At 68.3% G+C, this 23,856-nt stretch carries 18 protein-coding genes; 9 read left to right on the forward strand and 9 right to left on the reverse strand.

The annotated features are described in order from the left end of the window. Positions 1-7 precede the first annotated feature (7 nt). Positions 8-901 carry a sterol desaturase family protein gene (locus ACMGDM_RS01525; protein ID WP_436802375.1) on the forward strand — a complete coding sequence of 298 codons (894 nt, stop codon included), beginning with the start codon at positions 8-10 and terminating at the stop codon, positions 899-901. Between the two features lie 8 nt (positions 902-909). After that, positions 910-1,854, forward strand: a complete 945-nt coding sequence (locus ACMGDM_RS01530) for a Vgb family protein (RefSeq protein ID WP_436802376.1) — start codon at positions 910-912, stop codon at positions 1,852-1,854. Here the strand turns inward: ACMGDM_RS01530 and ACMGDM_RS01535 are convergent. The 3 genes from ACMGDM_RS01535 to ACMGDM_RS01545 form a co-directional block, all read right to left on the reverse strand. Beyond that, positions 1,851-2,696 carry an MBL fold metallo-hydrolase gene (locus tag ACMGDM_RS01535; protein ID WP_436802377.1) on the reverse strand — a complete coding sequence of 282 codons (846 nt, stop codon included), beginning with the start codon at positions 2,694-2,696 and terminating at the stop codon, positions 1,851-1,853. The two genes, ACMGDM_RS01530 and ACMGDM_RS01535, sit on opposite strands and share 4 nt — an antisense overlap. Positions 2,697-2,868: 172 nt before the next feature. Beyond that, on the reverse strand, positions 2,869-3,198 hold the full coding sequence (locus tag ACMGDM_RS01540; RefSeq protein ID WP_436802378.1) for a UrcA family protein: 330 nt from the start codon (positions 3,196-3,198) through the stop codon (positions 2,869-2,871). Positions 3,199-3,306: 108 nt separating this feature from the next. Continuing rightward, the gene (locus ACMGDM_RS01545; protein ID WP_436802379.1) at positions 3,307-3,702 is read right to left on the reverse strand and encodes a hypothetical protein; all 396 of its coding nucleotides are present in this window, start codon (positions 3,700-3,702) and stop codon (positions 3,307-3,309) included. Positions 3,703-3,916: 214 nt separating this feature from the next. On the opposite strand from ACMGDM_RS01545, the gene ACMGDM_RS01550 reads away from it, so the two are divergent. The 3 genes from ACMGDM_RS01550 to ACMGDM_RS01560 all read left to right on the forward strand — a co-directional run bounded on the left by ACMGDM_RS01550 (position 3,917) and on the right by ACMGDM_RS01560 (position 8,078). After that, on the forward strand, positions 3,917-6,361 hold the full coding sequence (locus ACMGDM_RS01550; protein WP_436802380.1) for a TonB-dependent receptor: 2,445 nt from the start codon (positions 3,917-3,919) through the stop codon (positions 6,359-6,361). Between the two features lie 117 nt (positions 6,362-6,478). After that, the gene (locus ACMGDM_RS01555; protein ID WP_436802381.1) at positions 6,479-6,796 is read left to right on the forward strand and encodes a 2Fe-2S iron-sulfur cluster-binding protein; all 318 of its coding nucleotides are present in this window, start codon (positions 6,479-6,481) and stop codon (positions 6,794-6,796) included. Positions 6,797-6,806: 10 nt separating this feature from the next. Beyond that, positions 6,807-8,078 (forward strand): NAD(P)/FAD-dependent oxidoreductase, encoded by a 1,272-nt coding sequence (locus ACMGDM_RS01560; RefSeq protein ID WP_436802382.1) that lies wholly within the window; start codon positions 6,807-6,809, stop codon positions 8,076-8,078. A gap of 123 nt (positions 8,079-8,201) precedes the next feature. Here ACMGDM_RS01560 and ACMGDM_RS01565 read toward each other — a convergent pair whose 3' ends face one another. The 5 genes from ACMGDM_RS01565 to ACMGDM_RS01585 form a co-directional block, all read right to left on the reverse strand. Continuing rightward, positions 8,202-9,185, reverse strand: coding sequence for a GGDEF domain-containing protein (locus ACMGDM_RS01565; RefSeq protein ID WP_436802383.1), 984 nt, complete (start codon positions 9,183-9,185; stop codon positions 8,202-8,204). After that, a complete protein-coding gene (locus tag ACMGDM_RS01570) occupies positions 9,178-9,417 on the reverse strand; it encodes a hypothetical protein (RefSeq protein WP_436802384.1) in 240 nt (79 codons plus the stop codon). Before ACMGDM_RS01570 ends, ACMGDM_RS01565 begins: the two co-directional genes overlap by 8 nt. Before the next feature lie 54 nt (positions 9,418-9,471). Next, a complete protein-coding gene (locus ACMGDM_RS01575; protein ID WP_436802385.1) occupies positions 9,472-11,595 on the reverse strand; it encodes a putative bifunctional diguanylate cyclase/phosphodiesterase in 2,124 nt (707 codons plus the stop codon). A 398-nt stretch (positions 11,596-11,993) separates the two neighbouring features. Then, the gene (locus ACMGDM_RS01580) at positions 11,994-14,675 is read right to left on the reverse strand and encodes a hybrid sensor histidine kinase/response regulator (protein ID WP_436802386.1); all 2,682 of its coding nucleotides are present in this window, start codon (positions 14,673-14,675) and stop codon (positions 11,994-11,996) included. A 383-nt stretch (positions 14,676-15,058) separates the two neighbouring features. After that, positions 15,059-16,510, reverse strand: coding sequence for a glycoside hydrolase family 125 protein (locus ACMGDM_RS01585; protein WP_436802387.1), 1,452 nt, complete (start codon positions 16,508-16,510; stop codon positions 15,059-15,061). Positions 16,511-16,683: 173 nt separating this feature from the next. On the opposite strand from ACMGDM_RS01585, the gene ACMGDM_RS01590 reads away from it, so the two are divergent. Further along, positions 16,684-18,114: a glycoside hydrolase family 125 protein gene (locus ACMGDM_RS01590; protein ID WP_436802388.1), complete on the forward strand. Its 1,431-nt coding sequence runs from the start codon at positions 16,684-16,686 to the stop codon at positions 18,112-18,114. 290 nt (positions 18,115-18,404) lie between these two features. On the opposite strand, the gene ACMGDM_RS01595 is transcribed toward ACMGDM_RS01590, so the two are convergent. After that, a complete protein-coding gene (locus ACMGDM_RS01595; protein WP_436802389.1) occupies positions 18,405-19,592 on the reverse strand; it encodes an ROK family transcriptional regulator in 1,188 nt (395 codons plus the stop codon). Positions 19,593-19,851: 259 nt separating this feature from the next. Between ACMGDM_RS01595 and ACMGDM_RS01600 the strand changes: the two genes are divergently transcribed. From ACMGDM_RS01600 to ACMGDM_RS01610, 3 genes are read left to right on the forward strand one after another with little or no spacing between them, the layout of a single operon-like run. After that, positions 19,852-21,189 (forward strand): sugar porter family MFS transporter, encoded by a 1,338-nt coding sequence (locus tag ACMGDM_RS01600; RefSeq protein ID WP_436802390.1) that lies wholly within the window; start codon positions 19,852-19,854, stop codon positions 21,187-21,189. Next, a complete protein-coding gene (locus ACMGDM_RS01605; protein WP_436802391.1) occupies positions 21,186-22,115 on the forward strand; it encodes an ROK family protein in 930 nt (309 codons plus the stop codon). The genes ACMGDM_RS01600 and ACMGDM_RS01605 overlap by 4 nt, the downstream gene beginning before the upstream one ends. Continuing rightward, complete coding sequence (locus tag ACMGDM_RS01610; RefSeq protein WP_436802392.1) at positions 22,102-23,826, forward strand: class I mannose-6-phosphate isomerase; 1,725 nt, start codon at positions 22,102-22,104, stop codon at positions 23,824-23,826. The genes ACMGDM_RS01605 and ACMGDM_RS01610 overlap by 14 nt, the downstream gene beginning before the upstream one ends. Positions 23,827-23,856: the final 30 nt, after the last annotated feature.

The following is a 23,856-nucleotide window of genomic DNA, read 5'->3' on the forward strand; positions in this document are numbered from 1 at the left end:
CGGTACGATGAAGAGGACCTTGTTAAGCTATGTGCAGCCGCTGATGGTCGCGGCGGTGCTGCTGTTCTGGGCCTGGGCTCCCGCCGCCTGGACCGGCAGCGCCTGGTCGATCGTGATCGCGACACTGGCAACCACGGCCGTGATCCAGGCGCTCGAATGGGCCAACGAGCGTCACTCCAGCTGGCGGCTCACCTGGCGCGAGTTCTTCACGGATGTCTTCTACGTCACGCTGAGCTACACGGTGATCGCCTGGGCTTCGAAGACGCTCGCGGACGAGCCGCTCACCGCGCTCAAGCACGCGCTCGGGATCGCCACGCCCTGGGCAATGCACCTGCCATTCGTGCTACAGGTCGCGTTGGTGATCGTCCTGGTCGAATTCGGCCAATATTGGATGCACCGCCTGATGCACAATCAGGCCTTCTTCTGGTCGACCCACGCGCCGCACCACCACCTGACCCAGCTGAACGCGATGAAGGGGGCTGTCGGTAATCCGATCGAACTGTTCCTGATCAGCCTGAGCGTGTTGGCGCTGATCGACCTGCCCCAACCCGCCATGTTCTGCGGGCTCAACATCCTGGCGGTGGTCTCCACCTTCGCGCATGCCAACACGCGCTTCGATCCGCCGCGCTGGTACGCCTTCGTCTTCACCACCATCCAGCACCACAGCCTCCATCATTCGACCAGCTATGAGGCGACGCGCGCCAACTACGGCAACTCGCTGATCCTGCTCGATCGGCTCTTCGGCACCTACAGCGATGGCGAGGCCGAGATCGTCGGGCAGGACGATCGCCGCCGTCTGTCGATCGGCGAACAGTTCCTGTTCCCCGCCCGGCCCCTGATCGCGCGGTTCAAGGCCCGGCGCGACCAACCTGCGGCGGAGTCCGCCGAGGCGGCGGCATGAGGCGCGGCATGACTTGGCGTGTAGCGCTGAAGGCGGCATGGCTCGCGGCCGCGATCGGCGGCGGCGTCGCAGTGACGCCGGCTTCGGCCGCCGGCCCCAGCGAGCAGGTGCTCAGCGTCCCCGGCTTCGCGGATTTCCTCGCGGTGGACGGCAAGACGGTCTGGGCAACCAACAAGGGCCGGGTCGAGCGCTGGTCGCGCAAGGGCAAGCACGCTGAAGTGGCGATGGCGCGGCCGTGCGGCGCCATGGCGGTGGCGTTCGGATCGCTCTGGGTCGCGGATTGCACGACCCGCAGCGTCAACCGCATTGATCTAAGGACGGCCACGATCACCGCCGTCGTCCCCACCGGCATCGCCAATCCAGCGGGCGAGTTGAATGTCGTCGCCGGTGCGGGCTCGGTATGGGTGGCGAGCGACGCCGAAGGCGCGATCGCGCGCATCGACCCCGCGACGGACGCGGTGACCGCATCGATCAAGGTCGACCCCGGCACCTGTTATCTGTCGTTCGGCCTGGGGTCGCTCTGGGCCGTCAGCGCGCCGCGGCAGAGTCTGCAGAAGATCGACCCCGCCAGCAACCGGGTTGTCCTCACTACCGCCCTGGGACGCGAACCCGGCTTTCTCGTCGCGGGCGAGCGCGCGGTCTGGGTGCAGGAACAGGGCGACGGCACGGTGGCGCGGGTCGATCCGGTGACCGGCACCGTCTCGGGGCGCGTCAAGGTCGACGAGACGTTGAAATACGGCGACATCGACGCGGGCGGCGGCAAGGTCTGGCTGCGCACGACGGCCGGCCAAAGCTTCGTGGTGATCGATCCGGTCTCGCTCGCGATCACCGCGCGCGTCGGCCAGGCCGCGGGCAGCGGTGCATTGCGCTACACGCGCGCCGGCATCTGGACCAGCGCGCACGACGCGCACACGCTGTCGTGGTGGAAGAAGCCCAGCCGGATCGGGAATTAGCGAGGCTTGGGCGCAATCGGATAGACGATGAAGTCGGCGTGACGGTCAATTGCCGCCGATGACCGCGCGGCAGTGACCGCACGATCGAGTTCCGCGATCGTCGTCGGCGGCAGCGCGAGCGCATGCTCGTCCGGGTGCGTGGGCGCGCGCATCGGATAGTCCTGCGCCGGCGTGCGGGTCATCTCGATATGCGCGCCGAGCAGCGCGCGGACCGGATGGTCGCGCGCGAACTGCCTCAGCCGATCCGCGCTCGCACGAAAGACGGTCCACTGGTCGCGTGGGACGTAGAGGCGGCCCGGGTACAGCATGTCGCCCGAGAAGATCAGCCGCGTCCGCGCGTCATAGACCATGATATGGGCGGGCTCGTGTCCGGGCGTCGGCAGGATGCGAAGGACGCGCCCGCCGAGATCGTATCGGCCGATCTGGTCCGGCCAGTCGGCGATCCCGAAGAAGGCCGCGACCTGCGCCGGTGCCAGCCCCAGCACCTCCGTGTCGGGGCGACCGCGGAACTCGGCGTCGCCGGCATGGTGATCGCCATGGCCATGCGAATGCGCGACGATCAGGCGGATCGATCGGCCACCGTGCCGCGCGCGCCAGTCATCGATCACCCGGTCGATGGTCGGGCGGATAGCGAGCCCGCCCGCCCCGCTGTCGATCAGGAGCGCGCGCTCCCGCCCGAACAGCAGATACAGGAAGGGTGCCTCGAAGTTGGTCCGGACCGACTGGCGGATGACGAAAGTGTCAGGGTCGATCCGCTGGACCTGGGTCGCCGGTTCGTCCGTGGTGCCGTCCATCCAGTGCGTGAAGGCCGGTCCGCGATCCACCGGTGCGGACCCGGCCAACAGGAGCGCGCCCGCGCCCCGAACCATCGCAGCGCAGACAGCCACGGCGCGGCGCCCGCGCCTCAGGAATGTTCGTGTCATGGAGCGACGCTAGCCGCGCCGCCTCCCCCGACCATACGCCGTTTGACGAACGTGCGGGAGCGATCGAGCAAACGACCGCTCCCGCCTGCGATCAGCGCATCGCGAGTTCGGTGGCGTGGCCGCGTTCGCGCGCTGCGGTCGCGACGGCGATACGGGTGCGGATATCGGCCATGACGTCGCTGCGGCACTCCCGCGCCTGCGCGGCGAGCGCGAGATGAACGCTGCTCATGCCTTGCCCGCATACGGCGGTGGCCGCCTGATCCATGCGGATGGCGAGCCGCTGCTGCCCCTCGACGCTGGTCAGGTCGATTCCGCGCAGGTTGAGGACGGTGCTCTCCGCCGAGAGCGGATCCGCGCCCGGGGCGGCGACGGCGGGGGTTGCCATCAGGACGGCGACACAGGCGGCCAGACCGATCTTCATCATCATCTCCTACGGTGCTGCGCATCGCTCTTCGGCGATCACGTCGCAGCCATGTAGGACCGACCCGGCGCGATCACAAGCGCACCGGTTGAGCCGAGGAGATCGGCGTCAGCGCGCGCGAACGATCAGCGACGCCAGCTCCATGCGCGTGCCGAGCGCACCCGGCGGGACGGCGACGTGCTCGACCCGCTCCGTCCCTGCCGCCGCGTCGGCCAGGGTCACCGACAGCGCATACCCGCGCACGATCCGCCAGCGCCGTGCCTCGGCGAGCGTCACCGTCGCCTGCCATGCGCGATCGCCCGCCACGTCGAGGTCGCGGCCATCCACCCGGATCGCGACTGCGGGGCCGCTGCGATGACCGGAGAGCCGCAGGCACGTCTCCGTCCCGCAATGAACCAGCCTTGCGCTGATCGGCCGCTCGGCGCGAGCCGGTGCGGTCGTCCCCACCACGCAGAGCAGGGCGGCGGCACGGGCGATTGCAGCGAGCGGGAAACGACGGAGCATGACCTCGGGCATATCGCGGACGCGCGCGGCACCGACATGCGCCGTTTGACGTAGACCCGCCGCGCGGCGCGGCCGGTTACGTCAAACACCCCATATCGGTTTGCCGCCGCTGCCAACACTCTTCCTGCCACAGTGATCGGCCCCATTCGAGGCGCCGACGCCAGCCGGCAGTCGCGGAGGGGCGACGAGTTCAACGTACCTATTGGGGGGATTGATGGCAGGACGTTTCTCACGCGCAGGGTTGCTGTGCGCGACCGCGCTGATGGGCGTCGTGGGTGGACCGGCGCTGGCGCAAGAGGTTACCACGGGCTCCGACGTTTCCTCCGACAGCACCGGCGACTCCGCCGCGGCGATCGATGCAAATGAGATCGTGGTCACCGGCAGCCGCCGGCGAACGACGTTGCAGGACGCGCCGATCAACATCAGCGCGGTCTCCGCGGAGACGATCGCGTCGCAGCGGCTCGACGACATCCGCTCGCTCGCCTCGTTTACACCGGGTGTCACCGTGGCGGATACCGGGCCGGCCTCGACCGGCGCGATCATCCTGCGCGGCATCGCTTCGGGCGACACCAGCGTCGGCGGCGCCGACACCGGCAATGCGGTGGGCGTCTACCTTGGCGAGGTGCCGCTCTATCTCGACTTCAAGCTCATCGACATCAACCGGGTGGAGGTGCTGCAAGGACCGCAGGGCACGCTCTACGGCCTCGGCACACTGGCGGGCGCGGTGCGCTACCTCCCCAATCGCCCGGAGACGGACCGCTTCTCGCTCGACGTCCACGGCCGCGGCTACGCGCAGTCGCATTCCAGCGATATCGGCGCGGTGGGCGACGTCGCGATCAACATCCCGATCCTCCGCGATCACGTCGCCTTTCGCACGTCGACCGGCTATTACGACAATGCTGGCTTCATCGACTACAATTACCTGCTGAGTGAACCCGGCGTCTCGGACCCGCAGCCCGGCCGCGCGACCGAGACGTCGACCGGCTCGCTCGACACCGGCAACGACGACAGCAACTTCACGCGCAAGAGGGACGTCAATTACGAGCACACGTTCACCACGCGCAACCAGCTGCTGTTAGAGTATAATCCGGACATCAAGGCGTATCTGACCTACGCGCATCAGAACACCAAGACGGGCGGTCGCCAGGCCAACGGCGCGGGCGTGCTCGGGACCGGCCGGTATGAGGGACCGTGGCGCTATCTGGAGCCGGTCGAGCGCAACGCGGATCTGTTCTCTGCCGAGTTCGACATCAATCTCGGCGGCATCGCCCAGCTTGTCAGCACGACCGCCTATACCAAACAGCATATCACCTCGGTCGACGACAACACCGACCTGCTGCTCGACCTCGATTACGGCTACGAGGCGTTTCCGCAATTTTCATCCTACGCCAACAACGAGCAGCATTATAAGCAGTTCAACCAAGAGGTTCGCCTCGTGTCGACGCACGGCGGACCGTTCAACTGGGTGATCGGCGGTTTCTACAATCGCCTCAAATTCGACAGCAATCGCCAGGAATATACGCCTGGCTTTGCTGAGTTCGCCGACATCCCCCGCCCCGACAACCTCGAATATATCTCCCAGGTCAACAGCAAGACCGTCGAGAAGGCGGTCTATGGCGAGGGTACGCTGCATCTCACCGAAGCCTGGCAGGTGACCGGCGGGCTGCGCTACTTCAAATATGACGCGGACGTCAGCGGCGGCTCCGACACTCCGCTGTTCGGCGGCGGGCTGACGCGCATGCCCTATCCCTCCTTCACGATCGACCCGAGCCGGATCCGCACCGGCGCCACCAGCAAGGACGGGGTCGTGTGGAAGGCCAATACCTCGTACAAGTTCAGCGACGGGCTGCTCGCTTATGCCACTTACTCGACGGGCTATCGCGTCGGCGGCGTCAACCGCGTCGTCCCCTGCCTGCAACCCCTGCCCGCCGGGCAGAACCTCTGCGCGCTGCCGAACGAGCTCGTCTACGGCCCCGACCGGACGCGTAACAAGGAGATCGGCGTCCGCGCGACCCTGTTCGACAAGCGGCTCCAGCTGACGGTCGACGGCTTTGAAATCAACTGGAGCGGCGTGCAGGTGCCGAGCCAGACCGTCAACGGCGCGATCGGGATCACGGTCAATGGTGCGGACGCGGTCTCGCGCGGCTTCGACATCCAGGGTACGCTGCGGGTGGTCCCCGAGCTGACGGTGATCGGGACCTATTCCTACGTCGACGCGCACCTCACGCAGAATGTGGCTGGGCTGGTGGTCAGCCAGGGCGAGCGGTTCGATGCGTCGGATGGTGATCGCCTGCCGGGCTCGGCCAAGAACTCGGGCAGCGCGCAGATCATCTACAGCCACGCGCTGGACCAGGACCGCAAGATCGAGGCGATCTGGGCGACCATCTATCGCGGCGAGATCTACTCGCGGGTCGGCCTGCGCGGCAACGGCGAGGCGATCCCCGGCTACGTGACCCACAGCGCGTCGCTGAACTATGTGACCAAGCGGTTCGAGATCGGCCTGTTCGCGGACAATCTCACCAATAAATACGCCGTGACCGCGATCAGCAACGACATCTCCTCGTTCAATCAGGTCCGCACCGATGTGGTCGAACGTTATTACGCGCGCGGCGTCCTGACCCCTCGCCGCGTCGGCATCGACTTCAGGTTTCATTACTGACCCGGCACGCGGCCGCCGCGCCCGTCGAACGCCGGCGGCGCCCGCGTGTCCTTATGATCATATCGCCGGCGCGATCGGGCGCGCCGGCCACCGCATCAACTCAGCAAAGGCATCATCATGGCAACGTTGTTCGTGACCACGCGCGAGGGCGAGACCCGCTCGCTGGCGGCCGCTCCGGGTTTCTCGGTGATGGAGGTGATCCGCGACGGCGGCATCGACGAGCTGCTGGCGGCGTGTGGCGGCTCGCTATCCTGTGCGACCTGCCACGTCATCGTCGATCCGGCGCAGGCGATGACCTTGCCCCCGGCGAGTGAAGCCGAGCGCGATCTTCTCGAAGGGCTCGACCATCTGACGCCGACGTCGCGTCTCAGCTGTCAGATCGCGTTCGAGCCGCAGTACGACGGCCTGTCCGTGACGATTGCGCCCGAGGCATGAGCGCGCATCGATGAGCACGCCCGACAGGAGCGACTTCGATGTCGTCGTCGTGGGAAGCGGACACGCCGGCGCGCAAGTGTCCATTGCGTTGCGCCAGCTCGGCTACGACGGCACGATCGCGCTCGTCGGGGATGATGCCGAGCTTCCGTACGAGCGACCGCCCTTGTCCAAGGAGTATCTCGCCGGCGAGAAGAGCTTCGATCGGCTGCTGATCCGGCCGGCCGCGTTCTGGCACGACAAGGCGATCGTGCTCAGGCCGGGGTGCCGCGTCATCGCGGTCGACCCGGCGGCGCATCGGGTCACGACTGCGGATGGCGCGACCTTGGGTTATCGCAAGCTGGTCTGGGCCACCGGCGGCGCACCACGCCGGCTCGACTGTCCGGGCGCGGCGCTGGCCGGCGTCCATTCGGTGCGCTCGCGCGCGGACGCCGATCAGCTGGCGCTGGAGCTGCCGAACGTGCGGCGGGTGGTCGTGATCGGCGGCGGCTATATCGGGCTCGAAGCGGCGGCGGTGCTGATCGGCTCCGGCAAGCACGTCACGCTGATCGAGGCGCAGCAACAGGTGCTCTCACGGGTGTCGGGCAGCATGCTGGCGCGCTTTCTCGAGGCCGAACATCGCGCACGCGGCGTCGACCTGCGGCTGGATACCGTTGTGGAATGCATCGAGGGACGCGACGGGCATGCCTGCGGCGTGCGCCTTGCCTCCGGCGAGGTGATGGCGGCAGACATGGTGATCGTCGGCGTCGGCATCGTACCAGCCGTCGAACCGCTCATCGCCGCCGGTGCGCGCGGCACGAACGGGGTTGAGGTCGACGCTTTGTGCCGGACGACGGTGCCCGACGTCTACGCCATCGGCGACTGCGCGGCGCACGCCAACGCCTTCGCCGACGGCGCGCGGATCAGGGTGGAATCGGTACAGAATGCCAACGACATGGCAGGTACGGTGGCGCGCTCGATCGTTGGCGTCGCCCACCCTTATTACGCGGTGCCGTGGTTCTGGTCGAATCAGTACGATTTGCGCCTGCAGACGGTGGGGCTGTCGAGCGGGCACGACCTGACTGTAATGCGCGGCGACGTCGCGCGCCGCTCCTTCGCGGTGGTCTATCTCCGCCAAGGTCGGGTGATCGCGCTCGACTGCATCAACGCGACCAAGGATTATGTGCAGGGGCGCAAGCTCGTCGAGGCGGGCGCCGACGTCGCGCCCGCAATGGTGGCGGACACGACCATCCCCTTGTCGCAGCTGCTGCACCACGATGGGGTTCGCCCACCCCATGCGGCCTGATGTATCCGCCCTCCGACGATCCGTCCGGCACTCCGCCCGCGGGACAATCTCGAAAGAACGGTCTCAGGACGCAAACCTGCCGATTCAGGGTCGAGCCTATCCGCTAGCTCGATTGCAAATGCGTCAGTCGTTCACCACCCGCGTCTGATTTCTGCCGCCCGATTTCGACTCGTATAGCACCTTGTCGGCACGCTCCATCCAACTGGCGAAGGACTGGATGTGCGAGGTCAGCGGGGCGATGCCGAAGCTGGCGGTTACGTTCAGCCTCACCTCGCCGGGTAACTCGACAGGCAGGCTTGCAATGGCCTCGCGCAGCCGCTCCGCGACGATCACCGCGGCCTGGGCGTCGGTCTCGGGTAACAGTATTGCGAACTCCTCGCCGCCCAATCGGCCGAACAGATCACTCGGGCGCAACGCCTCCACCGTCAGGGCTGCGACCTGCTGCAGCACCTGGTCACCAGCGGCGTGTCCATGTGAGTCATTGATGCGCTTGAAATGATCGAGGTCGAGCATCACGAGCGAGCATGGGCGATGATACCGGCGGGCTCGCGTGATCTCCCGTTCAGCCTGCTCGACGAAGCCGCGCCTGGTGAGCGCGCCGGTCAGATGATCGACCTGCGCAATGATGCGAAGCTCGAGTTCGTCGGAGACGATGTTGGCGAAGTTCGACAGGATCGCCACGTCGGCCGGGCTGAACGATCGCGGACGGTGATCCATCGCGCAGAGCGACCCGACGTTATAGCCTTCGGCCGTTCGCAACGGTACGCCGAGATAGCTACGGATATATGGCTCGCCGACGACGAGCGGGCTGTTGGCGAAACGGGGATCCAGCCGCGCGTCCTCCACGATCAAGGGCTCACGCTGCTGGATCGTGTGGGTGCAGAACGACCCAGATCGTTGGGTTTCCTGCGCGACGATACCGCGCCTCGCCTTGAACCACTGGCGATCACGATCCACCAGGCTGACGGTTGCCATCGGAACTGCCAGGACCGTCCGCACCAGCGTCACGATCTTCTCGAACGGTCCCTCCACCGCTGTGTCCAGCACATCGAGCCGGCGCAGCGCTGCGACGCGTGCTTCGTCATCTACCAGAAGGATGTCACCCATGTGGACGGTCCTTGACCAACTCCCGGATCGCCATCGTCAATTCGTCGGCATAGCTGTCGACCAGCGTGCGAACACTGCTCTCCACCATTTGCTCCTGCACGCCTGCGGCGCGCAGACTTGCGACAAGCGCAGCAAGATTGGCTTGATGCCGATTGACGCTCGCGAGAAGCTCACCCGGGATCTCGAGCGGCTCAGCGTTGCTCGGGGTTGGTTCCAGCTCGTCGACGCGCACGTTTGATCTCCCCGGCTGCCCATGAAGGTTTTAGGCCGAAATGGTTAACAGCTTCTATCTTTCGCTCCGGCGGTTCTGCGGTCTCGCGAGGAGCGCGGCAGCTTCCACAGCCGGCATCGGCCGGCCAAATAAAAATCCTTGCGCGAAGGCGCAGTTACGCGACTGCAGACATTCCGCCTGCTGAGGCGTCTCCACCCCCTCCGCGACCACCGCGATACCGAGCCGCTGCGCCAGCCCCAACACCGCGTCGACGATCGCGGCGTCGCCCGCATTCTCCGCCAGCTCAGCGACGAAGCTGCGATCGATCTTGATGACGTCGACCGGGAACTCGCGCAGATGTTTCAGCGACGCGTAGCCGGTCCCGAAATCGTCAAGGGCAATACTTACTCCCGCCCGATGGAAGGCGGCCAGCGTCTCTCCCACCGTGTCCGCACCCCGGCCGAGGAACACCGTCTCCGTCACTTCGAGCTCGAGGAGAGAGGTCGGCAGCCCGTGTCGATGCAACTGCCGCATCACCTGATCGAACAGATCGGCCCTGCGGAACTCGGCAGGTGATAGGTTCACCGCAACCCGCATGAGCGGTAGCCCGCAGTCACGCCAATGTGCCAGGTCTGCGCACACCTGCTCGAGCATGCGCTCGCCGAGTGCGCTCGCCGCCGCAAGGTCGTCGAAGGCTGCCGCAATCGTATCCGGTCCCTGCACGCCCAGCGTATCATGCTTCCAGCGAAGTAGCGCTTCGAAGCCCGAAAGCGTGCCGTCGCTCAGCCGGACCTGAGGTTGGTAGAAGGGCATCACCCGATCGTCCCGCACGATCGTGCGAGCCACCGACAGCATTGACGCGCGGCGCTGAACGCCGGCCCGCATCTCCGGGCGAAATTGGGACAGCTCGCCACGTGCGGTCGCCTTACCGACGTAGAGCGCTATGTCGGCCGCTTTCAGCAGTTCGTGCGCCTCGCGACCATCGCGCGGAAATGTCGCCGTACCCGCCGTCGCCTGACAATCAAGAGACTGTTCGTCCGTAGCGAGCGGCTGCCGCAGCGTCCGGAGTGCGGCCGCGAAGCGGCAATGAGACGAGCTGCCCGGCGCCGCCTCGACGATGGCGGCGAACTCGTCCCCTCCGAGCCGGGCGACGACGGCACCGTCGCCGAGTGCGGCGGCCAGCCGGGTCGCCACCGTGCGCAGAAGCAAGTCGCCGGCGTCATGCCCAACGGTATCGTTGATCTCTTTCAGATGATCGACGTCGAACAGCGCGAGCGTCAGCACCTTGCCATCCGCGTCACCGCAGCGCGTGATCGCCTGCTCGAGCAGCCGATTGAACGCCGCGCGATTGGCAAGACCCGTGAGCGAGTCATGGTCCGCTGCCCAGCGAATGCGCTGCTCAGCGGTGAGCTGCTCCGTGACATCACGGATGGTGACGAGTACGCGCTCGATACGGCCGTTTGCCGCGGTCACCCGCCAACCGCTCGTCTGGACCCAGCGCAGCTCGGCCGTGTCGGCGCGCCGGATCCGCAACGTCACGTCGAAGCGCGCGTGCGTGTCATCTTGGTGGATGGACTCCACCAGCTCTCGCAGCAACGGTCTGTCCTCAGGGACGACCAGAGCGAGCGCGATGTCCGGCTCAGCCGGGGCGTTCCGATCCAGCCCCAACATGTCTCGGAACTCGTCGGACCATAGCCGCCGTCCGAGCAGCGCATCATAGTCCCAAATACCGATGCCGGCAGCCTGCGCGGCGAGGCGAAAGCGCTCCTCGCTCGCGACCAGCGCTGCCTCGGCACGCTTGCGGTCGTCGATGTCCTCCAGCGTTCCGAACCAGGCGAGCACCTCGCCGCCCTGACCGAGGTGTGGCGACGCGCAGGAACGGAACCACCTGTAGGTCCCGGCTGGCGTGCGGAGCCTATACTCGACGTCGGTGGGCGAGAGCTGCGCGAGCGCGTGTTCCCAGGCGCGCAACGTCGGCTGGACGTCAGCTGGATGGAGTGCGTCGATCCAGCCACGATCGAGCGCTTCCGCGCGGTTGATGCCGGTGACCTCCTCCCACCGAGCACTGACCGTCCGGATCGAGCCGTGTGCGTCGGCGCTCCAGCTGATATGCCGCGCCAGTTCGACGCTGGTGCGGTAATGCTCGGCTTCGCGCCGCCAGGCGGTCAGGCACTCGGCACGCGGAGTCGCCGCCGCCAAACCTGCGCTCCTGCCCCCACTCCCTCGCTGCCCTTGGTCAACACACTGCACGCCGCAACTCCACTTGTCGCATCAGCAGATTGCCACGCAACCCGAAGAAAGTCGTTAAAGCACAGCGATTTAGACTCCGTAGCGCAGAGCGACGTCGCTTACGCGCGGCGGCTTGCTCCATGTATCGCGGCCGCGAGTGCTCGCATGGGGTGACGCAGCCTGAACGGCTGCGGGCAGTCCACGACGGCAGGATAGCGGCTTGCGGCTCGTGACGGCGGCGTCGGCGCCGGCGTCGGCGGCGCCACCAGGCGAATAACAACATCGCCCTGCAAGCGGCCCGCACGGCTTCAACGAAGGTGCCGTACCGCACTCCGGCCGCCACAGGCAGCGCTGCGCACGATTGCTCGCTACTCGGGCAGACCCCGCATGCCTGGTCGGGCGAGCTGAGAGATGCTTGACGCCAGCTCGGCGCTTCTGAATGGCTTGACCAAGCGGGGCAGGTCGGTCGTGAGACCCTCGACGTCCGCATAGCCCGACACGACGAGTACCGGCAGGCCGGGAAGCGTCTTGCGAAGCGCCGAGGCGAGCTCCACGCCTGTCAAGCCGGGCATGAGGTGGTCGGTTACGAGCAGGTCGGGGTTCAGGCCGTCGGCGACGAGCGCCAGTGCGTCTTCTGCTGAGGTGGCCTCACGCACCTCATACCCGAACTCTTCCAGCATATCCGCCGTGCTGGTTCGAACCACGTCTTCATCGTCGACGAGCAGCACCAGCCCACGGGCCGGCTGCTCCGCCGCGGCAGCGCCAGACGCATCATCAGCGATCGGGATCAACGCGCTGACCGGGAGCCATAGCTCGACGGTCGTGCCGGCACCCTCCTGGCTCGTGATGGTCAGCGCGCCGCCGAGCTGAGCCGCGAGGCCGTGCACCATGGATAGGCCAAGACCGGTTCCCTTGCCGATCCCCTTCGTCGAGAAGAATGGCTCAATCGCCCGGGCGAGCGTCGCCTCGTCCATGCCGACACCGCTGTCGGCAACCGACAGCCGCACATAATGGCCGCGCTTGAGCGCACCATGTGGCGTGCGGACGCTGTCGCGGATCGCGCTGATCCGCAGCGTGCCACCCTGCGGCATGGCGTCGCGCGCGTTCACGCCGAGGTTGAGGATCGCCATCTCGAGCTGGCTTGGGTCGGCCTGAGCGGGCGGCAGGTCCTCCGCCACATCGACCATGACGCGGATCTGCGGGCCTGTCGTGGTGGCGAGAAGGTCGGCCATGCCCTCCACCAGCCGTCCGATATCAACCGCGACGGTCTTCAGTGGCTGACGCCTGGCAAACGCCAGCAGGCGCTGCACCAGCGTCGTCGCCCGGTCGGCAGCCTGGATCGCGCCCTCGATCAGCCGCTGCTCGCGCTCGCCACCCACACGCTTGCGCTGAAGCAGGTCCAGCGACCCGACGATCGGCGTGAGCAAATTGTTGAAGTCGTGCGCCACGCCGCCGGTGAGCTGGCCCATCGCCTCCATCTTCTGGCTTTGACGCAGCGCTTCCTGCGCCCGCTCCAGCTCTTCGGCGGCTTCCTTCTCGTGGGTTACGTCGCGGCCAACGGCGTAGAAGACGTCGCCTTCGGGCACGAGCGTCCACGAGATCCAGCGCCATGAGCCGTCGGCATGTGCCAGCCGATCCTCGAAACGCTCGATCGTCTCACCGCGCAGAAGTTTGGACACCGCCTCCATCACCGGCCCGTGGTCATCGGGGTGCACCTGCTCGCGGAAGGAAAGACTGAGCAGCGTCGCGGTGTCACGGCCGAGCGTCGTCTCCCAGGCCGGATTGATTGCCTTGAGGAAGCCGTCGAAGCCCATCACCGCGAGCAGATCCCGGCTCATCTCCCACACCCGGTTGCGCTCAGCAGTGCGGATCGTGACCTCCTGCTCGAGGCGCTCGTTCAGCTGCTGAAGCCGGATCTCGTCGGCTTTCCGCGCGGTGATGTCGATCGCCGTACCGATAACCCGGATGCACGTGCCTTCCGCATCGAACAGCCCCCGGCCTTTCGCGGCGACCCAGCGGATCAGGCCATCCTCTTTGCCGACGGTGCGGTACTCGACGTCGTACAGTGCGCGAAGATCAGGATCGCTGGCGGACTCATAAGCGCGTCGCGTCTGCTCACGATCGTCCGGATGCACACCGTGGTAGAAATCGTCCAGCGTGACCGCCACGTCGGGCGAGATGCCGAACATGGCCTTGACCCGCGGCGGCCAGAACATGGTCCCGCTCGCCTGGTCGACGTCCCACAGGCCGACCTCCGCGACGTCCGTGGCGAGGCGCAGCTGCTCTTCGCTAAGCGCAAGCCTCTCCTCCGCCTCGCGCCGCTCGTCGATGTCGATGACGGAACCGACATAGCCCAGATACTCGCCGCTGTCGCTGAAGCGCGGGCTGGCAGCATCGATCGCCCAGCGGTACGCACCCGACGCACTGCGTAACCGATACTCCACCCGGAAGGGCGCTGGACTGGCGTTCGCCGCCGCGAACGCCTCGCCGGCACGTGCGCGGTCGTCCGGGTGCGTCGCCTCCAACCAGCCGAAACCCTCCGCCTGCTCGGCGGTCTGGCCGGTAAATTCATACCATTTGCGGTTGAGGTAGGTGCAGTAGCCGCTGGGATCGGTGACCCACATCATGACCGGCGCATGGTCAGCCAGATTGCGGAACCGGCTCTCGCTCTCGGTCAACGCTGCCTCGCGCGCCTTTTCCTGGGTAAGGTCGCGCACCTCGATGATGGTGCCGACTGGCTGGCCATTGTCGCCGGCGATCGGTGAGGCCGTGAAGGCCACCGGAAAGAAGTGGCCGTCCTTGTGGACGAAAACCTCCTCCCCCTGCATCCGGCTGCGCTCGGGAAAGGCCTGGTCGATGGGGCAGTCCTCGATCGGGTAAGGGCTGCCGTCGGGATGCTGATGGTGCACCACATCGTGCAACGGCCGGTGAAGCGCCTCCTCCAACCGGTAGCCCGTCAGCTCTTCCGCCGCCTGGTTCATGAAGACGCAGTGCTGATGCTCATCCATCAGGAAGATGGCCATCGTCGTGTTGGTCACGATGGCGTCCATGCGGCGTTCGATCGAGTCCACGGGCCTGCCCTCAGCTAACCTCGGTCGTTTTGGTCAGCCCGAGGGCGCCCGCCCCAGCTACCTACGACTCTATACTTGTCGTCAAGCCCAGGCACATAGCTAGAGCCTCTCAAGTGAGTTGGGAACGCCGCATGGCGGTGCCGGTCGCATCGGCTGAGATCCAGGTTGGGAAGGCTGCCATGGCGCCGCTGACGAAGTGTGGCTCGCTCGGCGGAAAGGCAGTGCGCCCGACGAGCGGTGGCACGCGCGCATATTGGATCGACGACCTGAGCCGCATCGTCCGACGATGCGATCCAGGATCGGGCGACGTCAACGCAGCGTTGAGAGCCTCCACATCGTCCGTCTCTGGTGAGCCCATGCCTTCAGAGTGCTTGTTGCAACGTCTGCGGTCTGTCTCGCGCTAGGCTGACAATCAGTTCGCCCAGCAGCCCGTTCGCCCAGGCGAACCAGGGCCGCGTAAAGCGGGTGGGATCGTCCTTGTGGAAGGTCTCGTGGACAAAGCCGGTGTCCGCGTCGGTGTCGCGGATCGACTTGAGGCAGGCGCGGATCAGCGCATCGTCGCGGCTGGACGCGGCACGCACCAGCGTCGCCATCGGCCAGATCAGGTCGAAGCCGGCGTGCGGCCCGCCCAGCCCCTCGCCGGCGCGACCGCGAACGAACCAGGGATTGCGCTCGCTCCACGCCGCCGCCTCGGTGCGACGCCAGAGCGGATCGTCCGGCGTGGCGCAGCCGAGAAACGCCAATCCCGAGAGCGACAGCTCGCAGCAATCGTCCATGAAGAGCGCGTTGCCGAATCCGTCCACCTCGAACGCCCAGACCTCGCTCCCGTCCGCCAGCCGCATGCGACCGTGTGCGGCGAGCGCGGCCTCGATTTCCGCCGCCAGCGCCGCGGCATCGGTGGCGAGCGCGGTGTCGCCGCGTGCCTCCGCCGCGACCGTGGCGAGCTCGCGCAGCGTGCGCTCGGCGAAGATGTTAGCGGGGATGAGGAACGGCAGGATCGTCGCGTCGTCGGACGGGCGGAAGCTGGAGTGGATCAGCCCCACTTTGCGCGTCGGATTGCCGACGCTCCACAGCTGTGTCTCGGTCGGCTGCACGCTGCTGCGCTGGAAGCGGTATGGACCGGCACCGTCGCGGCGCTGCTGCTCGCGGAAGGTGCGGACGATCGCGCGTGCCGACTGCGCCCATTCCGCGGTGAAAGGCGAGCGGTCCTTGGTCGCGCGCCAGTAGCTCGAGGCGAGGCGGAGGACATAGCAGAGCGAATCGACTTCCCATTTCCGCTCCGCGACACCGGGCTTCATTTCCGTCTGGTCGTGCTGCGACGAATCCAGGTCGGTGCGCCCGCTCGGGTCCTGCAGGAAGGCGTTGGCATAGGGATCGATCAGCACGCAGCGCGCCTGGCGCGCGATCAGCCCGCGGAACAGCTTGGTCAGCGCCGGATCGCCCGCCGCGAGGTGGAGATAGGGGCGCAGCTGCGCCGAGGAATCACGCAGCCACAGGCATGGGATATCGCCGGTAATCACGAAGGCGTCGTCGCCGGTGACCGACAGCACCGTCGTGTCGAGCGTGTTCGGGTAGCAATTCTCGAACATCCACGCGAGCTTCGGGTCGGCGATCAGCCGCTTCACCCGCACGATCTCGCGCTCCACCGAAACGCTGTGGAACCGCCGCGCCGACGGCGGCGGGCGCTTCGACGGACGCGCCGACGCCGCGGCCCAGGCGGGGCGCGCGGCGGCAAGCGCGGCTGGCGCGGCCAGGAGGGTGCGTCGATCGATGCCCAGAGTCGCGCCCACTCCGGCGCCGTGTCGACCGTCCATGCTCAACCCTCCTCGTCTGCCAGCCCGCACTGCATCGGCGCGCGCTTCTCATTCGCCCAACTAGCATAGCTGCGCCGTAATCTTCCACCTACTTTCTTTTTGATTGCTGAGTCTCTGTCTGCATGGCACATCGCTCGGCCACCGGCACTACCGGAGCAGACCAGGAGAGAGACATGCACCCGACGCGACGCGCCGTGATGGGAGGCGCCGCCGCGCTGACGATCGGCGCACCGACCGGCGCCGCCGCCCCGGGCAGCTTCGTTAGTCAGCGACCACCGGTAGCGAAGCGCCGCTTCGTCAGCGCCGCGGTGGAGCGCGAGCTCAGCCGCCTCAAGGCGCGGATCGCCGACCCAGAGCTCGCGTGGATGTTCGAGAATTGCTATCCCAACACGCTCGACACCACCGTCTTCATCGGCACGATCGACGGCAAGCCCGACACGTTCGTGATCACGGGCGACATCGACGCCATGTGGCTGCGCGACAGCGCGGTGCAGGTCGAGCCCTATCTTCCCCTCGCCCGAAGCGACCGGCGGCTGCGCGAGATGCTGCACGGGCTGATCCAGCGTCAGGCGCGCTGCATCCTGATCGATCCTTATGCCAATGCCTTCGTCCGCGACCCCGACGCGCGGTCAAACCTCGACTCGGCCACGCTCGACGACACCGAGATGCGGCCCGGCGTGGCGCAGCGCAAATGGGAGATCGACTCGCTCTGCTACCCGATGCGGCTCGCGCACGATTACTGGGTGACCACGCGCGACCGTGTGCCCTTCGACGACTTGTGGCGCCGCTCGGCCGCGCTGATCGTCGAGACGCTGCGGGTGCAGCAGCGCAAGGAGGCGCCGGGCCGGTACCGCTACCAGCGGCTCACCAAGATTCCGACTGACAGCCTGATGCTCGACGGCTACGGCCCGCCCTCGAACAAGGTCGGCCTGATCCACTCGGCCTTCCGCCCCTCTGACGACGCCTGCGTCTACCCTTTCCTCGTGCCCGCCAACCTGTTCGCGGTGTCGAGCCTGCGCCAGGTCGCGCGCGTTCACCGCGAGGCGCGCGGCGATGCCGCCGCCGCGGCCGAGGCGGAGGCGCTGGCGAGCGAGGTCGAGGCGGCATTGCGTGCGCACGCGATCGTGCCCGACGGGCGCGGCGGGCAGGTCTGGGCCTATGAGGTGGACGGCTTCGGCAACTGGCTGTTCGCCGACGACGCCGGCATCCCCAGCCTGTACGGCCTGCCGCTGATCGAGGCGGCAACGATCGACGACCCGCTCTACCAGCGCACCGCCGCGCTGGCGTGGAGCCCGCGCAATCCCTTCTTCGTGCAGGGGGGCGCAGCAAGCGGGATCGGCAGTCCACACATGGGACTCGACAAGGTGTGGCCGATGGCGATCATCGCGCGAGCCATGGTGACGCGCGACGAAAGCGTGGTGCGCGAATGTCTGCGCACGCTCAAGGCGACCCACGCGGGTACCGGCTTCATGCACGAATCCTTCCACAAGGACGATCCGGCACGCTTTACCCGCGCCTGGTTCGCCTGGGTGAATGGCATGTTCGGGCAGATGATCGGCGCGGTCGCCGCGCGCTACCCGCAGCTGCTCGCCGAGCGCTTCTAGAGTCTAGTTCATCCAAGCCGACCCGTGCTCCCGCGCACGCGGGACCTCTTCGAGAGTAACCGTCATCCCGGCCCTGAGCCGCGCTCCATGGCGCCGCAAAACAATGACCTCGGCGAACGCGGCACGATAGATCCGGGGTCAAGCCCGTATTGACGGGTCGATTACGCAAAGGTCTCGCAGCGGCGGGGCTCCAGAGTGACCAGCGGTCACGTTCGTGGCTCTGGGCTCCGGCGTTCGCCGGAGCACACTATCGCTTCGGAGAGTCTGGGTCGAACTTAGGTCCGCTCGGCTCAGTGGATCGCGGACAGGAAGACGAGGTCGTTGAACGGCAGGATCGCGGCGCCGATTGCGGGCGCATCGGCGGCGAGCTGCGCGGTCAGCACCGGCGCGGCGGGCACCACCGGATCGTCCACCGTGTCGCGGTGGCGCACCACCGCGGCGGTGAGCTCGTCGATCAGCGGCACCGGCAGCCGCCCGCCGATCACGATCGCCCCAGGATCGATCAGGCAGCTGATCGTCGCGACCGGCCCCGCCAGCGCCGCGGCGGCGCGCTCGATCCAGTCCCTGATCACCGCACCAGCGGGGGCGTCGGCGCTCGCCAGTTCGGCAGGCGGGATCGGCGCGATGCCCTGCGCGGCGAGGTCGGCCTTGAGCGCCGAAAGCGAGACGATCGACTGCAACGACGCGCCGGCGCGATCGGTCAGGAAGCCGATCCGCCCCGCGCGGCCGGTCGCGCCGTGGTGATAGTTGCCGGCGACCACCATGCCGCCACCCAGTCCCGCGGAAAGCAGGACGTAGAAGAAGCTGCGGTGGGTCAGCCCGCTGCCGAAGCGCGCCTCGCCGATCGCGGCCGCGGCCGCGTCATTTTCGGTGATCACGGGCCATGTGCCGAGCGGCGCAAGCAGCAAGGCCAGGTCGACGCTGTCCCACTCGGCGTAGGCGCGCGGCAGGCCGGGGAGGTCGACGTGCCCCAGCCCGCCCGGCAGCGCGACGCCCATGCCGAGCACGCGATCGCGCTCGATCAACCGCTCACCCCGCAACGTGGCGAGAGCGTCGCCGATGAAGGCGGTGACGGCGCGCGGCGCGGCAAAGTCGATCTCCTGCGTGTAGCGCGCGCGCACCGCGCCGGTGAGATCAAGCGCGACCAGCGTGATATGGTCGCGATCGATGTTGACGCCGTAGCTGAAGCAGCCGTCGGGGTTCACCGCGAAGCGGATCGCGGGCATGCCGCGCACGCCGGTGCGCCGGCCCTTCTCGAACACGAAACCGCGATCGCTCAGCCGCTGGGTGATGTTCGCGATCGCCGCGGGCGACAGGCCGGTCTGCTCCGCGAGCTGGAGGCGCGTCGACTCCCCCGCGCGCAGGATCGCCTCGAGTACGAGGCGTTCGTTGCGCTCGCCCGCACGCGCCGGGTTGGTGCCGTGCAGCGTCCGCTGAGCCGTCCCGCTCGCTCCCGTCGCATGAGGTGGCAGGGGCAACAAGGGTCTCCGGAGCGGGTGCGAGGGTAGCGTTCTTTCACAGGTAAACGCCGCAAGCACCACGCACAACTGCTGCCCCGCATCAAACTTACACCTACTTTCTTTTCTAATTGACGTTCGCGCTGGTTCGCGGGAAAGGACGGCAACTGCCCCGATCGCGGCGCCTTTCGCGGGCGTGACACAAAGCACGACACGGCGAGGCAGGAGGGAGAGGGTGGCGCGATGGCCTCGCGTCGCCTCCGGTCGGGAGGAGCGTGCCATGGGCAATGCAGCGTCGCGGGCGCGCCTGTTGTTCACCGCCTTCGCGGTCTCGCTCTCCGGGCTGCTCTTCGGTTTCGACACCGCGGTGATCGCCGGCGTGACCGGCGCCTTGCGCGCGCAGTTCGGCCTCTCGCCCGCCGCGCTGGGCGCGACAGTCTCGTTCGCGCTGCTGGGCACGATGGTCGGCGCCGCACTGGCCGGCGTGTACGGTGACCGCCGCGGCGCGCGCGCGGGTCTGCGGCTCGCCGCCGCGCTCTACCTCGTTTCCGGCCTAGGCTGCGCATTGGCGTGGGACTGGGGCGCGCTGATCCTGTTCCGCGTCATGGCCGGCATCGCGATCGGCGCCTCGTCGGTGCTCGCGCCGGTCTATCTCGCCGAGGTGGCGCCGCCCGCGCGCCGCGGCGCGATCGTCGGCAGCTTCCAGGTCAGCATCGTCACCGGCATCCTGCTCGCCTACGCCAGCAACGCCGCGGTCGGCGCGCTGCTGGCGGACGCGGCGACGGCGTGGCGGTGGAAGCTCGGCCTTACCGCTTTGCCAGCCGCGCTGTTCCAGCTGCTGCTCGTCGCGGTGCCCGACAGTCCGCGCTGGCTGATGCTGCGCGGCCGGCGCGACGAGGCCGCTGCGGCGGCGCTGCTGCTCCACGGAGATCAGACGGTCGACGTGCCCCCTGCCCCGCCGTCGCGCGCGATATCGCTGGCGTCGCTGTGGCGCGAGGCGCCGCGGCCGATGATCCTGGCGATCGTGCTGGGTGCGCTCAACCAGCTCACCGGCATCAACGCCATCCTCTATTATCTCAACGACATCTTCGCGGCGGCCGGGTTTCGCCAGGTCTCCGCCGACCTGCAGGCGATCGCGGTGGGCGCGGCCAACCTTATCTTCACGCTCGTCGGCATGGCGCTGATCGACCGGCTCGGTCGCCGCCCGCTCCTCCTCGCCGGTGGCGCCGCGATGGCGGTGCTGCTGCTCGCCGCGACCGCGATCATGCTCGGCCTTCTGCCGCGCGCGCTGATGCTGGCGGTGCTGGTCGGCTTCATCGCCGCCTTCGCCACCTCGCAGGGCGCGGTGATCTGGGTCTACCTCAGCGAGATCTTCCCGGCGCACGCGCGCGCCGCGGGCCAGGCGCTGGGCGCGGGCACAATCTGGCTGTTCGACGCTCTGGTCGCCGCGATCTTCCCGGTCGCCGCCGCCGCGTCACCGGCCGCGCCGTTCCTGTTCTTCGCGGCGTGCATGGCGGCGCAGTGCGTGCTGGTGTTCCGCTGGTTCCCCGAGACGCGCGGCGGGTCGCTCGAGCAGATCGAGCGGCAGATGCGCGGCGAGCCGGAGCCGGCGGTATGACCGCCTATCTCGCGGTCGACGTCGGCGGCTCGCACATCGCCTGCGCGCGTGTCCGTGGCGGAACGGTAGAGGGACGGCGCGAGCTAAAAGTGACCGCGCCGACCTCGCTCGCAGCAGTGCTGCCGGCGCTGGAGGCGCATTTGGCGGCGCTGCGCGGGAGCGAACCAGCCGGCGGTGTAACGGTCGCCTTTCCCGGCCTGGTCGACCCGGGTTCGGGCCGCGTCGTCTCGACCCCGGCGGGCAAGTTCGAGGACGCGGTCGGTTTCGACTTCGCCGGCTGGGCACGCGCGCGGCTCGGCCTTCCGCTGCTGCTCGAGGTCGACGGGCGCATGGCGCTGCTCGGCGAGCATCGCTACGGCGCGCTGCGCGACGCCGACGACGCGGTGCTGCTCAGCCTCGGCACCGGCATTGGCTCGGCCGCGCTGATGCAGGGTGCGGTGGTGCGGGGGCGGAGTGGGCATGCGTCGGTGCTCGGCGGCCATCTCACCGTCGCGATCGACGGGCCCGCGTGCCTGTGCGGCAACCTGGGCTGCGCCGAGGCGCTGGCGTCGAGCTGGGCGCTGCCGCGGCTGATCGCGGCGCTGCCGCGGCGCGGCGCGCTCCACGACCTCGCCGCGCCCGACCTTAAGGCGGTGTTCGAGCTCGCGCGCGGCGGCGACGACGGCGCGGTGGCGGTACGCGACGCCTGCCTCGCCGCGTGGTCGGCCGCCGCGCTCAACCTCGTCCACGCCTATGACGCCACGCGCGTGCTGGTCACCGGCGGGGTCGCCGCGGCGGCGGAGGTGGTGCCCTTCATCCAGGCGCATGTGCGGCGCCACGCCTGGTGCCTGGGCGAGCCGCCGCTGGTGCTGCGCGGCGCGCTCGGCGCCGACGCCGCGCTGCTCGCCGCCACGCCGCTGTGGGAGAGCCACCGTGACCAACTATGACAAGCGGCCCGTCGTCCAGGTCGACGACGCGGCGGACGCCTGCCACGTCGGGTGGGACGCGATCCTGCCGCACCTCGCCGCCGCGCGCGACCTCTGCGTCGAATGCTATCCCGGCGCGCCGGTCGCGGCGATCGTCGCGGTGCTGCGGCAGGCGTGGCCCGAGGCGGAGGTGGTCGACACCGGCGTGCTGTTCCGCGATCCCGCGGTGCTCGACGCCGAGATCGACGCAGTGCTCGGCGACGACCCGGTGTTCGCTCGCTTCCCGTCGATCGGCATCGCCGACTTTCTCGACGAGGTCAAGGTCGCGGCGTGGCGCGCGGGGCGCGCGCGGGGGCGCCGCGCGATCGTCGTCGGCCCGGGCGCCGCGACCGTCCTGCCCGCGCGCGACCGGCTGGTCTATGTCGCCATGGCGCGCTGGGAGCTCCAGCAGCGCCAGCGCCGCGGTGAGATCGCCAACCTCGGGGGAAGCGAACGCCAAGCGCGCGCGGCAGACCTTTATCGTCGCGCCTTCTTTGTCGACTGGCGTGTCGGCGACGCCATCAAATACGCGCTGCTGCCCGAGGCCGACTTCGTGGTGGAGGCGAACGGGCCGGTGCCGCGGATGATCGCGGGCGACACCTACCACCGCGCGCTCGACGCCGTCGCGGCGCGCCCGTTCCGCGTCGTGCCCTTCTTCGACGCCGGGCCGTGGGGCGGGCAGTGGATGCGGCGCACCTTCGACCTGCCCGACGGCCCGCCCAATTACGCCTGGTGCTTCGACTGCGTGCCCGAGGAGAACAGCCTGCTGCTCGGCTTCGGTGAGGAGGCATTCGAGCTCCCCGCGCTCGACGTGGTGCGGCTCCGTCCCGACGCGCTGCTCGGCGGCGACATCGTCGCGCGCTTCGGGGCCGAGTTCCCGATCCGCTTCGACCTGCTCGACACGATGGAGGGGGGCAACCTCTCGCTCCAGGTCCACCCGCGCGCCGACTACGCGCGCGCCGCCTTCGGCCTGCCCTACACCCAGGACGAGAGCTATTATCTGCTCGACGCCGGGGCGGACGCCTGCGTCTATCTCGGGCTCACCGACGCGGCCGAGCCCGCCGACGTCGCCGAGGCGCTGACCGCGGCACAGGCGAGCGGGCCCGCGCCCGACGTGGACGCGCTGGTCAACCGCCTGCCCGCGCGCGCGCACGACCATTTCCTTATCCCCGCCGGCACGGTCCACTGCTCCGGGCGCGACGCGATGGTGCTCGAGATCAGCGCTACACCGTATATCTTCACCTTCAAGCTGTGGGACTGGGGCCGCGTCGGGCTCGACGGTCGCCCGCGCCCGATCCACCTCGAGCACGGCCTCGCCAATATCGACTGGTCCCGCCGCCAGACGGTGACTCGCACCGAGCTGGTCAACCAGGTCAGCCCCGTCGCGAGCGGGAGTGACTGGCGGCGCGAGCGCACCGGGCTCCACCCGCTCGAGTTCATCGAGACCGAGCGCGCCTGGTTCGAGACGAGCGTCGAGCTCGACACGGCGGGCACGCTCAACGTCCTCAACCTCGTCGCCGGCACCGCAGCGGTGGTGGAGAGCCCGACCGACGCCTTCGCGCCGTTCGAGGTTCATTATGCCGAGACCTTCGTGATCCCGGCGGCGCTCGGCCGCTACCGGCTGCGCTCGCTCGGGCCGCCCGGCGCGACCTGCGCGGTGATGCGCGCCTGGGTGCGCCCGACCGACCAGTGAAAAAGACTGCAACGACAAAAAAGCAGGGGA

The sequence above is a fragment of the Sphingomonas larreae genome (assembly GCF_051400595.1).
Taxonomy (GTDB): domain Bacteria; phylum Pseudomonadota; class Alphaproteobacteria; order Sphingomonadales; family Sphingomonadaceae; genus Sphingomonas.